This window comes from Pseudomonas sp. R11F, assembly GCF_050312575.1.
GTDB lineage: Bacteria > Pseudomonadota > Gammaproteobacteria > Pseudomonadales > Pseudomonadaceae > Aquipseudomonas > Aquipseudomonas palleroniana.
This window is the reverse complement of the sequence record NZ_JBNPJU010000057.1, coordinates 187,679-199,804: the sequence shown is the minus strand read 5'-3', so window position 1 is coordinate 199,804 and position 12,126 is coordinate 187,679. Positions and strand designations below refer to the sequence as shown.

Below are 12,126 nucleotides of genomic sequence, written 5' to 3'. Positions count from 1 at the left end.
AAAACAATAATGAACAGGGAACCTCCCATGCACGCCATTCACCTGGGGCCGGCCACAAGCCGCGCCCCATTCTCGCCCCACGCGCTCTGTTACGGCGCACTTGAGCCAAGGCCAGAGAGCCAGTATTCTCCGCGCCCGCTCGAATCGACTCAAAAAAAAACAGCGAATGTAAAAGCTGACTGCAAGGCCAACTTATCCGGGCCTAATGTCTGCGGCCAACGTGCACTGAAAACCACTGGACTCGACTGCATCAACTGCAGCCGAAGGCGTTTTATTGGTTTTTTTAACAGCTTGGCGCAGCTCTTGCTAAAAGCATTAAAGCTGACCAAACAGACGATTTTTTGCAGCGAACCAAAGGCGCCACACCAGAGCGCCTGCGTAGAACAAAAAACCTAAAACTTTGACTCGGGAGCACCGAATGAAACCTATGTTGAAAGGCCTGATGCTGGCAGGTTCCCTGCTGGCCGGCGGCCAAGCCGTAGCCGGCGATTTGTTGCAGTGGCAGAACAACAGCCTGACCTACCTGTGGGGCAAGAACTTCACCATCAACCCGCAGATCCAGCAAACCGTCACGTTCGAACATGCCGATGCCTGGAAGTACGGCGATAACTTCCTGTTCGTCGACCGTATCTTTTACAACGGCAAGGAAGACGGCAACGTCGGTCCGGACACTTATTACGGCGAGTTCAGCCCACGGCTGTCATTCGGCAAGATCTTCGACAAGGACCTGTCTTTCGGCCCGATCAAAGATGTATTGCTGGCTTTCACTTATGAGTTCGGCGAGGGCGATAACGAGTCATACCTGTTCGGCCCGGGCTTTGACCTGAACATCCCGGGTTTCGACTATTTCCAGTTGAACTTCTACCAGCGCCAGACCGAAGGCAATCGCCCGGGCGACAACATCTGGCAGATCACACCGGTCTGGTCTTACACCATCCCGGTTGGCGACTCGAATGTGCTGATCGATGGCTTCATGGATTGGGTGGTGGATAACGACAAGACCTCCCGTGGCACCTACCACGCCAACCTGCACTTCAACCCACAGATCAAATATGACTTGGGCAAGGCGCTGCACTGGGGTGAAAAGCAGCTGTATGTCGGTATCGAATACGACTACTGGAAGAACAAGTACGGGGTTGAAGACAGCGGCGCATTCAAGACCAACCAGGACACGGCGAGCCTGCTGGTCAAGTATCACTTTTAACTGAACCTGTGGGGAGCGGGCTTGCCTGCTCCCACATTCAGTTTGGGGACAACCCCAGGAACCGAGTGATTTCCGCGCGCTTGGCCAACGCATCGCGCCGCCCCAGTTCGATCAACTCGCTGCAATATCCGGCCTCGAACAGCAAGTAACTCAACACCCCCGCCCCGCTCGTCCTGGTCGCCCCAGGCCCACGCAGGAACAGGCGCAACGCCGCCGGCAATTCCTGGCGATGCCGCGCCGCGATTTCATCGATCGGCTGGCTAGGTGCAATCACCAACACTTCCACCGGCGCCACTCCGGGTGCGACCTGGCTGAATTGGTTCAAGCGCTCCAGCAGTTCGATATCACTCTCCAGGCTGTCGATGAAGGTGCTGTTGAGCATGTGCCCCCCAATCTGCGCCAGCGTCGGCTGTTGGCCGGTGTAGGTGCGTTGCGTGGCAGGCTCATTGCCGCGTGGGTTGCCGCTCACGCCCACCACCAGCACCCGGCTCGCGCCCAGGTGCAAGGCCGGACTGATCGGCGCCGACTGGCGCACCGCGCCATCACCGAAATATTCTTCGTCGAGCTTGACCGGAGCGAACAGCAAGGGGATCGCCGAGCTGGCCAACAGGTGTTCCACCGTCAACCGGGCGGGCACACCGATACGCCGATGGCGCAACCAGGCGTCGATGGTACGACCGCCCTGGTAGAACGTCGTCGCCTGCCCGGACTCGTAGCCGAAAGCCGTCACCGCCACGGCATGCAAATGCTGTTTGCGGATGGCCTCGTCAATACCGTGCAGGTGCAGTTTGTCGTTAAGCAGCTCGCGCAGTGGCGTGCTGTTGAGCAGCGCCACCGGCACCTGCGCTCCCAGGCCCAGCAGGCTGTGAATGAAAAAGCGACTGGCCTGGCGGATCACACCCGGCCAGTCGCTGCGCAGCACCAGATGGCTGCGAAAACCCTGCCAGAAGGCGGTAAGGCGTTGGATTGCGGCGGTAAAGTCCGTAGCGCCGCTGGCCAGGCTCACCGCGTTGATCGCCCCGGCGGAGGTGCCGACGATCACCGGGAAAGGGTTCGGCGCTCCCGGCGGCAACAGCTCGGCAATCGCCGCCAACACCCCCACCTGATACGCCGCTCGCGCCCCGCCGCCGGAAAGAATCAAGCCTGTGACCGGTTCAGCTGGGCGCATTGCGTCACTCCATGGGGGAAGTCAGGGTTTACCGACGGCGTTTTTCGTAGAGCTTGGGTTCACCCGGCGGCCGGCTCTTGAAGCGGCGATGCGTCCACAGGTACTGCTCGGGGCATTCGCGTACCGAGGCTTCGACCCACTGGTTGATGCGCAGGCAGTCGATTTCATCGGTTTCGCCGGGGAAGTCCGTCAACGGTGGGTGGATCACCAGGCGGTAGCCACTGCCATCGGCCAGGCGCTCCTGGGTGAACGGCACCACCAGTGCCTTGCCCAGGCGCGCGAATTTGCTGGTGGCGGTGACGGTGGCGGCCTGGATGCCGAACAGCGGCACGAAAATGCTTTGCTTGGCGCCATAGTCCTGATCCGGTGCGTACCAGATCGCGCGGCCGGCGCGCAGCAACTTGAGCATGCCGCGCACGTCGTCACGCTCGACGGCCAAGGAATCGAGGTTGTGCCGCTCGCGCCCCCGTCGCTGGATAAAATCGAACAGCGGGTTCCCGTGCTCGCGGTACATGCCATCAATGGTGTGCTTCTGCCCGAGCAGGGCGGCGCCGATTTCCAGGGTAGTAAAGTGCAGGGCCATCAGGATCACGCCCTTGCCTTCCAGTTGCGCCTGCTTGAGATGCTGCAACCCTTCGACATGGGCCAGCCGTGCCAGGCGCGACTTGGGCCACCACCAGCTCATGGCCATTTCAAAGAAGGCGATACCGGTGGACGCAAAGTTTTCCTTGAGCAGTCGCTGGCGTTCCTTGGCGGACTTTTCCGGGAAGCACAGTTCCAGATTGCGCTCGGCAATACGGCGACGATCGCCGGCCACGCGATACATGCCGGCGCCGAGTAAACGACCAATGGTCAACAACGCCCGATACGGCAACTGAGTGATCAGCCATAGCAGGCCGAGTCCCAGCCATAACAGCCAAAAACGCGGGTGAAAAAATGCAGCTCGAAAACGCGGGCGATCCATTACAGATTCCGGTAAAGACATGGGCCGCGCATTCTACAACGGTTCGACCCGGCTTGCGGCCCGCGGATGTTCTCGTTATAAGTCTCGACACTTTTCGTGACAAGCCGCTTTTGCCGACCATGAGCCAAACCGAACCGCTAGACCAAGATCCCGTGTTCCAGCTGAAAGGCAGCATGCTCGCCATCACCGTACTGGAACTCGCCCGCAACGACCTCGACGCCCTGGACCGCCAACTGGCCGCCAAGGTCGCCCTGGCACCGAACTTTTTCAATAATGCCCCATTGGTACTGGCCCTCGACAAACTGCCGGCCGGCCAGGGTGCCATCGACCTGCCCGGGCTGATGCGCGTGTGCCGCTCCCATGGTTTGCGGACCCTGGCCATTCGTGCCAGCCGTATCGAAGACATTGCCGCAGCCATCGCCATTGAACTGCCAGTACTGCCGCCGTCCGGTGCCCGCGAGCGTCCGCTTGACCCAACCGAAGGCGAAGTGAAGAAAAAACCGGAAAAACCACCTGAGCCGACGATCAAGCCTACAAAGATCATCACCTCGCCCGTACGCGGTGGGCAGCAGATTTACGCCCAGGGCGGCGACCTGGTAGTGGTCGCCTCGGTCAGCCCGGGGGCGGAACTTCTGGCCGATGGGAACATCCATGTATACGGCCCAATGCGCGGACGTGCCCTCGCCGGCATCAAGGGTGATACCAAGGCCCGTATTTTTTGCCAGCAGTTGACCGCTGAGCTAGTTTCCATCGCAGGCCAGTACAAGGTTTCAGAAGATTTGCGCCGTGATCCGCTGTGGGGGGCCGGGGTGCAGGTCAGCCTGTCGGGCGACGTGTTGAACATCATCCGGCTTTAACGGATACTGCCGCATTTTCCAAGCATCTCTAGACTCTGATAGCACAGCGAAACCGGCAAGATTTGCGTAGGAATAAGTTAAGACTGGCGCTTCCCCTGCGGAAACAACGGTTTTTTCCTACAAAGGCTGTCCGCCTGCGGCGAGTTTCAAGAGATGTTTTTCAGGGGCTGAAAAGTCCTTTTTCCTTAGGGGTGAAACACCTTGGCCAAGATTCTCGTGGTTACATCCGGCAAGGGTGGTGTGGGTAAGACCACCACCAGCGCCGCTATCGGTACCGGCCTCGCTCTGCGCGGTCATAAAACAGTTATCGTCGACTTCGACGTCGGCCTGCGTAACCTTGACCTGATCATGGGCTGCGAACGCCGCGTGGTGTACGACTTCGTCAACGTCGTCAACGGCGAAGCCAACCTGCAACAGGCCCTGATCAAGGACAAGCGCCTTGAAAACCTGTACGTGCTGGCCGCCAGCCAGACCCGTGACAAAGACGCACTGACCAAAGAAGGCGTAGGCAAAGTCCTGGCCGAGCTGAAAGAAACCTTCGAATACGTGGTATGCGACTCCCCGGCGGGTATCGAAACCGGTGCTCACCTGGCGATGTACTTCGCCGACGAAGCCATCGTGGTGACCAACCCCGAAGTGTCTTCCGTACGTGACTCGGACCGCATGCTGGGCCTGTTGGCCAGCAAGTCCCAGCGTGCCGAAAAAGGCGAAGACCCGATCAGGGAGCACTTGCTGCTCACCCGCTACAACCCTGAGCGCGTCAGCAATGGCGAAATGCTCGGCGTTGAAGACGTGAAGGAAATCCTCGCAGTGACCCTGCTGGGCGTGATCCCGGAATCCCAGGCCGTGCTGAAGGCTTCCAACCAGGGTGTCCCGGTGATTCTCGACGACCAGAGCGACGCCGGCCAGGCGTACAGCGATGCCGTCGATCGCCTGCTGGGCAAATCCGTGGAACATCGCTTCCTCGATGTCAAGAAGAAGGGATTCTTCGAGCGTATCTTTGGAGGCAACTAAACAATGAAATTTCTCGACTTCTTTCGCGCCAACAAGAAGCCAACGACCGCATCGGTCGCGAAAGAGCGTCTACAGATCATCGTGGCGCACGAACGCGGCCAACGCAGTACACCGGACTACCTGCCAGCCTTGCAGAAGGAACTGGTCGAGGTGATCCGCAAGTACGTCAATATCGGCAACGATGACGTGCATGTCGCCCTGGAAAATGACGGCAGCTGCTCGATTCTGGAACTCAATATCACCCTGCCCGATCGTTGATCGAAAGGGCGGTCGCCACGGCGGCTCGGTCACCTTGATCCCTGTTGGGGAACGGGGTGGGCGAGCCGCCGTTGGCGTTTGTTACGAGGCTGTTTGATGCCGCTGTCCAATATTCACATCCTGCATCAGGACGACGCTGTCCTGGTGGTGAACAAGCCGACCCTGTTGCTCTCCGTGCCCGGCCGGGCCGATGACAACAAGGACTGCCTGATCACCCGCCTGCAGGAAAACGGCTACCCCGAAGCCCGCATTGTCCATCGCCTGGATTGGGAAACCTCCGGGATCATCCTGCTGGCTCGGGACGCCGACACCCACCGCGAATTGTCTCGTCAGTTTCACGACCGCGAAACCGAAAAAGCCTACACCGCATTGGCTTGGGGCCAGCCTGAGCTGGACAGCGGCAGCATCGACCTGCCCTTGCGCTACGACCCGCCGACCAAACCCCGGCATGTCGTGGACCACGAGTTCGGCAAGCATGCGCTGACGTTCTGGAAGGTGCTGGAGCGCTGCGGCGACTGGTGCCGTGTGGAACTGACGCCAATCACCGGACGCTCGCACCAGCTGCGCGTGCACATGCTGTCGATCGGCCACCCGCTGCTCGGTGACGGCCTGTACGCCCATGAACAGGCCCTGGCTGCCTGGCCGCGGCTGTGTCTGCATGCGAGCATGCTCAGCTTCACGCACCCGCAAAGCGGCGAGCGGTTGCGCTTTGAGTGCCCTGCCCCGTTCTAAGCCGGCAATGCGATCAAAATGTGGGAGGGGGCTTGCTCCCGATGGCGGTGGGCCAGTCCATGGATTCAGTGACTGACACTCTGTTATCGGGAGCAAGCCCCCTCCCACATTTGTTCTGTGCACTTTTCGCCACCAACGGTAAACTCCGCGCATTGCTGTCTGGAGCTATTTATGCGCGAAGCGTTGAATCAAGGCCTGATCGACTTCCTCAAGGCCTCCCCTACTCCTTTTCATGCCACTGCCGCTCTCGCCCAGCGTCTGGAAGCGGCCGGCTATCAGCGTCTCGACGAGCGCGAAACTTGGGCTACCGAAGCCAACGGCCGCTATTACGTCACCCGTAACGATTCCTCGATCATTGCCTTCAAGCTCGGCCGTCATTCGCCGCTGCAGGGCGGGATCCGCCTGGTCGGCGCCCACACCGACAGCCCGTGCCTGCGGGTCAAGCCCCAGCCGGAGCTGCAGCGCCAGGGCTTCTGGCAGCTGGGCGTGGAAGTCTATGGCGGCGCCCTTCTCGCACCGTGGTTCGACCGCGACCTGTCCCTGGCCGGCCGCGTCACCTTCCGCCGTGACGGCAAAGTCGAAAGCCAGTTGATCGACTTCAAGCTGCCCATCGCCATCATTCCCAACCTGGCCATTCACCTGAACCGTGAAGCCAACCAGGGTTGGGCGATCAATGCCCAGACCGAGCTGCCGCCGATCCTCGCGCAATTCGCCGGTGACGAGCGCGTGGACTTCCGCGCCGTGCTCACCGAGCAACTGGCACGGGAACATGGGTTGAATGCCGATGTGGTGCTCGACTACGAGCTGAGTTTCTACGACACGCAAAGTGCAGCGGTGATCGGCCTCAATGGCGACTTCATCGCCGGCGCACGCCTCGACAACCTGCTGTCGTGCTACGCCGGCCTGCAAGCCTTGCTCACCAGTGACAGCGAAGAAACCTGCGTGCTGGTGTGCAACGACCACGAAGAAGTCGGTTCCTGCTCCGCGTGCGGCGCCGATGGCCCGATGCTGGAACAGACCTTGCGCCGCCTGTTACCCGAAGGTGATGAATTCGTACGCACTATTCAGAAATCACTGTTGGTGTCGGCAGACAACGCCCACGGCGTGCACCCGAACTACGCCGAGAAACACGACGCCAACCATGGCCCGAAACTCAACGCCGGCCCGGTAATCAAGGTCAACAGCAACCAGCGCTACGCCACCAACAGCGAAACCGCCGGCTTCTTCCGCCATCTGTGCATGGCCCAGGAAGTCCCGGTGCAAAGCTTTGTGGTGCGCAGCGACATGGGCTGCGGCTCGACCATCGGCCCGATCACCGCCAGCCACCTGGGTGTGCGTACCGTGGACATCGGCCTGCCGACGTTTGCCATGCATTCCATTCGCGAGCTGTGCGGCAGCCACGACCTGGCGCATCTGGTGAAAGTGCTGGGTGCGTTCTATGCGAGCCACGACTTGCCCTGATGCCTGATACTGGGGAAATGTGGGAGGGGGCTTGCTCCCGATAGGCCGCGCAGCGGCCTCAAAAATGGGCCTGCTATGCAGGCCATCGGGAGCAAGCCCCCTCCCACATTTTGATTTGGGTGAACCTGACCTGCATCATCTGCACTTTCTGCAATCCGACCTAGACTTGTCAGTATTCCCACTCCGACAAGGCCGTCGCCCCATGATCTCCATGTCCTCTTTCCACGCCATGCTTATCCCGATTCTGATCGGCATGATCATGCTGGCCGTGGGTTTCAACTTTCGTGACAAGCCCCTCGGCGTATTCGGCATGTGGATCGGCATGCTGCTGATCCTGGGTACCGTGGTGTACAAGATCCTCGCCAAACTGGCGGAATGACAAATGCACTCGCATTGGGCATAGCGGCCTCGTACACTCGGTCAATTCGTCGTTTCCAAGGTTGACCGCCTCGTGTTCTCCCGTCTGTTCGCCCTGCCCTGCTCTATCCTGATCGCCCTGCTCACGCTGTTGCCGCTGGCGCCTGCCCAAGCCGTGAGCTTGCCCGGCCTGCTGGGCAGCACCACCAAACCGCAACCCCAGGCCGAAGTGCCCCTGGGGCAGTCGCTGGATGAGGTGATCAAGACCCTGGAAAACGACCAGCAGCGCACTCAGCTGCTGAGCGACCTGAAGAAGCTGCGCGAAGCCACCCAAAAGGCTCAACCCGCCGCCGAACAAGGCGTACTCGGGCTGATCGGCGGCACCCTGGCGGGTCTTGAATCGCAGTTTTCCGGGGCCGACAGCCCGTTGGGGCGCTGGTCCAATGAAGTCGACCAGGCCAAGGATGAACTCGGCGCCCTGATGCTGCCGGCCAGCGAGTGGCTGCCGATCATTTTCGGCTTTGCCGTGATCCTGGCGGTCTGGAGCCTGCTGGCGGCGGCGCTCATCTGGCTCAGCCACCGCGTACGCGAACGTTTCGGCCTGCCGGAAGAACTGCCGCAACACCCGCGCACCTGGGACATGGTGCGTTTCGCCCTGCGCAAGCTGGGCCCCTGGATGATCGCCTTGATCATCACGGTTTACCTCAGCTACGCCCTGCCCTCGTCCCTGGGCAAATCCCTGGCGATGGTGCTGGCCTACGCGCTGGTGGTCGGCACCTGTTTCTCGGCGATCTGTGTGATTGCGTTCTCCGTGCTCGATGGTCCGCACCGCCACCGTGCCCTGTATATCCTGCGCCACCAGGCTTTCCGCCCGCTGTGGTGGATCGGCAGCTTTGCCGCGTTCGGCGAAGCCTTGAGCGACCCACGGCTGGTCCAGGCCCTGGGGCAGCACCTGGCTCATACCGCCGCGACGGTCGCCAATGTGATGGCGGCGCTCTCCACCGGCGTGTTTATCCTGCGTTTCCGTCGCCCCATCGCGCACCTGATTCGCAACCAACCGCTCTCGCGCCGCCTCACCCGCCGCGCCCTCACCGATACCCTGTCCATCATCGGCACCTTCTGGTATTTGCCGGCGCTGCTGCTGGTGGGCATTTCGCTGTTCGCCACCTTCCTGTCGGCGGGCGACACCAGCACGGCGCTGCGCCAGTCATTGTTGTGCACGGTGTTGCTGGTGCTGTGCATGGTGATCAACGGCCTGGTACGCCGCCACGCCCTCAAGCCGCAACGTGGGCACAAGCGTCATGCCTTGTACTCCGAACGCCTGAAAAGCTTCTTCTACACCCTGGCCCACCTGCTGGTGTGGCTGGTGTTCATTGAACTGGGCCTTCGTGTGTGGGGCTTGTCGCTGATCCGCTTTACCGAAGGCGACGGCCATGAGATCAGCGTCAAGCTGTTCGGCCTGGGCGGTACGCTGCTGTTTGCCTGGCTGATCTGGATCCTCAGCGACACAGCCATTCACCACGCCCTGACCCGCTCGCGCAAAGGCCTGGCCAATGCCCGTGCGCAAACCATGATGCCGTTGATCCGCAACGTGCTGTTCGTGACCATCTTCATCATCGCCGCTATCGTCGCCCTGGCGAACATGGGCATGAACGTCACGCCACTGCTGGCAGGTGCCGGTGTGATCGGCCTGGCCATCGGTTTTGGCGCACAGTCGCTGGTGGCGGACTTGATCACCGGCCTGTTCATCATCATCGAAGACTCCCTGGCCATCGATGACTACGTGGACGTCGGCGGCCACCTCGGCACCGTAGAGGGCCTGACTATTCGTACCGTGCGCCTGCGCGACATCGACGGCATCGTGCACACCATCCCATTCAGTGAAATCAAGAGCATCAAGAACTACTCGCGGGAGTTCGGCTATGCGATTTTCCGGGTGGCGATCCCCTACAACATGGAAATCGACGACGCGATCAAGCTGATGCGCGACGTCGGCCAGAAAATGCGTAACGACCCGCTGCAGCGCCGCAATATCTGGTCACCGCTGGAGATTCAGGGGGTAGAAAGCTTCGAATCCGGCAGCGCCATCCTGCGGGCACGCTTCAAAACCGCGCCCATCAAGCAGTGGGAAGTCTCGCGGGCGTTCAACCTGTCGCTCAAGCGTCATCTGGATGAAGCCGGGCTCGATCTGGCGACACCGCGCCTGAGTGTGCAGGTGGTCACGGCCGGCAGCGTGCAGGAGAAAGATCAACAACAATAAAGAGGGAGAGGTATCAAAGCGGCGACTGATCTACACCAACACACCGCAATGATACTTTTTTGTGGGATGCAGTGGATCAGCCGGCCAGCGCCGCACCGTCCATCTTCTGGCGCAGGCTCAGCGGGCGCATGTCGGTCCAGACCTCCTCGATGTAGGCCAGGCACTCTTTCTTCATGCCGCTCTTGCCCACGGTGCGCCAGCCTTCCGGCACGGCCTTGTAGTCGGGCCAGATGGAGTACTGCTCTTCATGGTTGACCACAACCTGGAAGAGGATGTCGTCGCGGTCGAATACTGAGGTCATTGCTGTTCTCCATCGCTCAAAGGCTGGCTGCGCACCACGCGCAGCGCTGATATTTGTAGAAACGTACCAGGTGTACGAAAAATTAGAGGCTGGCGAGCGCTGCCACCACGGCACGCCCGAAGATCTCGGCCACACGGTCGATCTCGGCAGCGGTGATCACCAGGGGTGGCAGGAAACGCACCACGCCGCCATGACGGCCACCCAGCTCCAGGATCAGACCGCGCTTGAGGCACTCGCGTTGTACCAGCGGTGCCAATTGACGGTGTACCGGTGGATGGCCCTGGATATCGAGTGTGCCGTTCGGGTCCACCAGTTCCACCCCGAGCATCAACCCACGCCCACGAATGTCACCCAATTGCGGCACATCCCGTTGCAGGATGCGCAGGTGTTCAGCCAGGCGTTCGCCCATGGCGGCGGCGTGGCCGGCCAGGTCGTGTTGCTTGAGATGGCGCATCACTGCCGAACCTGCCGCCATCGCCATCTGGTTGCCACGGAAGGTCCCGGCATGGGCGCCCGGCAGCCACGTGTCGAGCCAGTCGCGATACACCACCACCGCCAACGGCAGGCTGCCACCGATGGCCTTGGACATCACCACCACGTCCGGGATGATGCCGGCGTGCTCGAAGGCGAACATCTTGCCGGTACGGCCGAAGCCGCTCTGGATCTCATCGACGATCAGGGCCACCCCGGCCCGTTCGGTGATGCGCCGCAGGCCGCGCAGCCAGTCGAGATCGGCGGGAATCACCCCGCCTTCGCCCTGCACCACTTCGACAATCACCGCGGCCGGCAGCGTTACGCCGGCTTCCGGGTCATTGAGCAGGTTTTCCAGGTAATGCAGGTTGACCCGCACGCCTTGCGCACCGCCCAGGCCGAACGGGCAGCGGTAATCGTAGGGGTACGGCAGAAATTGCACGCCATTGGCCAACAAGGCGCTCAACGGTTTCTTCGGCCCCAGGCTGCCCATCAGGCTCAGTGCGCCCTGGCTCATGCCGTGATAACCGCCCTGGAATGACAACACCGTACTGCGGCCGGTGGCGGTGCGTACCAGTTTCAGCGCGGCTTCCACCGCATCCGTGCCGGTCGGCCCGCAGAACTGGATTTTCGCTTCCCGCGCCAGCGCCGGCGGCAGCAGGCCGAACAGGTCCTGCACGAATTGGTCTTTGACCGGGGTGGTCAGGTCGAGGGTGTGCAGCGGCAGTTCATCGCTGAGTACCTGTTGAATGGCCTCGATCACCACCGGGTGGTTATGGCCCAGTGCCAGGGTACCGGCACCGGCCAGGCAATCGATGAAACGCCGCCCCTCCACGTCCTCCACATAGATGCCCTTGGCGCGCTTGAGTGCCAGCGGGATACGGCGTGGGTAACTGCGGGCGTTGGATTCCTGTTGGCGTTGGCGGGCCAGCAGTGGCGTTTCCTCGAAGTGGTAGAGGGTTTCGTGCAGTTGGGTGTCTTCGGTGCGAATGGTGGCGACGGACATTTCTCGATCCCTCAATACGCGGGTGGGGTGAGCAGACGGGTGATCCGTGGGTCTACGGATGGCATGTTCTGAA

General features: G+C 61.1%; 13 protein-coding genes. 9 read left to right on the top strand and 4 right to left on the bottom strand.

The genetic code is table 11. The annotated features are described in order from the left end of the window. The first annotated feature begins 27 nt into the window (after positions 1-27). The gene (locus ACQRBV_RS16485) at positions 28-396 is read left to right on the top strand and encodes a hypothetical protein (RefSeq protein WP_143038197.1); all 369 of its coding nucleotides are present in this window, start codon (positions 28-30) and stop codon (positions 394-396) included. 22 nt (positions 397-418) lie between these two features. Continuing rightward, positions 419-1,204: an outer membrane protein OmpK gene (locus ACQRBV_RS16480; RefSeq protein ID WP_090369585.1), complete on the top strand. Its 786-nt coding sequence runs from the start codon at positions 419-421 to the stop codon at positions 1,202-1,204. A 37-nt stretch (positions 1,205-1,241) separates the two neighbouring features. On the opposite strand, the gene ACQRBV_RS16475 is transcribed toward ACQRBV_RS16480, so the two are convergent. Then, entirely contained in the window at positions 1,242-2,372 is a 1,131-nt protein-coding gene (locus ACQRBV_RS16475) for a patatin-like phospholipase family protein (RefSeq protein ID WP_060755978.1), read from the bottom strand. A gap of 28 nt (positions 2,373-2,400) precedes the next feature. Further along, complete coding sequence (locus tag ACQRBV_RS16470) at positions 2,401-3,336, bottom strand: lipid A biosynthesis lauroyl acyltransferase (protein ID WP_060755979.1); 936 nt, start codon at positions 3,334-3,336, stop codon at positions 2,401-2,403. 119 nt (positions 3,337-3,455) lie between these two features. On the opposite strand from ACQRBV_RS16470, the gene minC reads away from it, so the two are divergent. The 7 genes from minC to ACQRBV_RS16435 all read left to right on the top strand — a co-directional run bounded on the left by minC (position 3,456) and on the right by ACQRBV_RS16435 (position 10,275). After that, a complete protein-coding gene (gene minC, locus ACQRBV_RS16465) occupies positions 3,456-4,193 on the top strand; it encodes a septum site-determining protein MinC (protein WP_060755980.1) in 738 nt (245 codons plus the stop codon). A 201-nt stretch (positions 4,194-4,394) separates the two neighbouring features. Then, complete coding sequence (gene minD, locus ACQRBV_RS16460; RefSeq protein WP_060755981.1) at positions 4,395-5,207, top strand: septum site-determining protein MinD; 813 nt, start codon at positions 4,395-4,397, stop codon at positions 5,205-5,207. Between the two features lie 3 nt (positions 5,208-5,210). After that, positions 5,211-5,465, top strand: a complete 255-nt coding sequence (gene minE / locus ACQRBV_RS16455; protein ID WP_010208824.1) for a cell division topological specificity factor MinE — start codon at positions 5,211-5,213, stop codon at positions 5,463-5,465. 96 nt (positions 5,466-5,561) lie between these two features. Further along, positions 5,562-6,197 (top strand): RluA family pseudouridine synthase, encoded by a 636-nt coding sequence (locus ACQRBV_RS16450; RefSeq protein ID WP_005789965.1) that lies wholly within the window; start codon positions 5,562-5,564, stop codon positions 6,195-6,197. A 171-nt stretch (positions 6,198-6,368) separates the two neighbouring features. Then, positions 6,369-7,658 carry a M18 family aminopeptidase gene (locus ACQRBV_RS16445; protein WP_161549153.1) on the top strand — a complete coding sequence of 430 codons (1,290 nt, stop codon included), beginning with the start codon at positions 6,369-6,371 and terminating at the stop codon, positions 7,656-7,658. A 211-nt stretch (positions 7,659-7,869) separates the two neighbouring features. Beyond that, on the top strand, positions 7,870-8,037 hold the full coding sequence (locus tag ACQRBV_RS16440) for a hypothetical protein (RefSeq protein WP_162492707.1): 168 nt from the start codon (positions 7,870-7,872) through the stop codon (positions 8,035-8,037). 72 nt (positions 8,038-8,109) lie between these two features. Next, a complete protein-coding gene (locus ACQRBV_RS16435; protein WP_411985136.1) occupies positions 8,110-10,275 on the top strand; it encodes a mechanosensitive ion channel family protein in 2,166 nt (721 codons plus the stop codon). Positions 10,276-10,351: 76 nt separating this feature from the next. On the opposite strand, the gene ACQRBV_RS16430 is transcribed toward ACQRBV_RS16435, so the two are convergent. Together ACQRBV_RS16430 and ACQRBV_RS16425 are read right to left on the bottom strand one after the other, a co-directional pair. Next, entirely contained in the window at positions 10,352-10,576 is a 225-nt protein-coding gene (locus ACQRBV_RS16430; RefSeq protein ID WP_028617283.1) for an MbtH family protein, read from the bottom strand. Positions 10,577-10,658: 82 nt separating this feature from the next. Further along, positions 10,659-12,053, bottom strand: a complete 1,395-nt coding sequence (locus tag ACQRBV_RS16425) for an aspartate aminotransferase family protein (protein ID WP_411985137.1) — start codon at positions 12,051-12,053, stop codon at positions 10,659-10,661. Between the last annotated feature and the right edge of the window lie 73 nt (positions 12,054-12,126).

Excerpts from the sequence above, each read along its gene's own strand:
- ACQRBV_RS16485 (WP_143038197.1), top strand. The coding sequence starts at position 28 with ATGCACGCCATTCACCTGGGGCCGGCCACAAGCCGCGCCCCATTCTCG.
- ACQRBV_RS16480 (WP_090369585.1), top strand. The coding sequence starts at position 419 with ATGAAACCTATGTTGAAAGGCCTGATGCTGGCAGGTTCCCTGCTGGCC.
- ACQRBV_RS16475 (WP_060755978.1), bottom strand. The coding sequence starts at position 2,372 with ATGCGCCCAGCTGAACCGGTCACAGGCTTGATTCTTTCCGGCGGCGGG.
- ACQRBV_RS16470 (WP_060755979.1), bottom strand. The coding sequence starts at position 3,336 with ATGGATCGCCCGCGTTTTCGAGCTGCATTTTTTCACCCGCGTTTTTGG.
- minC (WP_060755980.1), top strand. The coding sequence starts at position 3,456 with ATGAGCCAAACCGAACCGCTAGACCAAGATCCCGTGTTCCAGCTGAAA.
- minE (WP_010208824.1), top strand. The coding sequence starts at position 5,211 with ATGAAATTTCTCGACTTCTTTCGCGCCAACAAGAAGCCAACGACCGCA.
- ACQRBV_RS16450 (WP_005789965.1), top strand. The coding sequence starts at position 5,562 with ATGCCGCTGTCCAATATTCACATCCTGCATCAGGACGACGCTGTCCTG.
- ACQRBV_RS16445 (WP_161549153.1), top strand. The coding sequence starts at position 6,369 with ATGCGCGAAGCGTTGAATCAAGGCCTGATCGACTTCCTCAAGGCCTCC.
- ACQRBV_RS16440 (WP_162492707.1), top strand. The coding sequence starts at position 7,870 with ATGTCCTCTTTCCACGCCATGCTTATCCCGATTCTGATCGGCATGATC.
- ACQRBV_RS16430 (WP_028617283.1), bottom strand. The coding sequence starts at position 10,576 with ATGACCTCAGTATTCGACCGCGACGACATCCTCTTCCAGGTTGTGGTC.
- ACQRBV_RS16425 (WP_411985137.1), bottom strand. The coding sequence starts at position 12,053 with ATGTCCGTCGCCACCATTCGCACCGAAGACACCCAACTGCACGAAACC.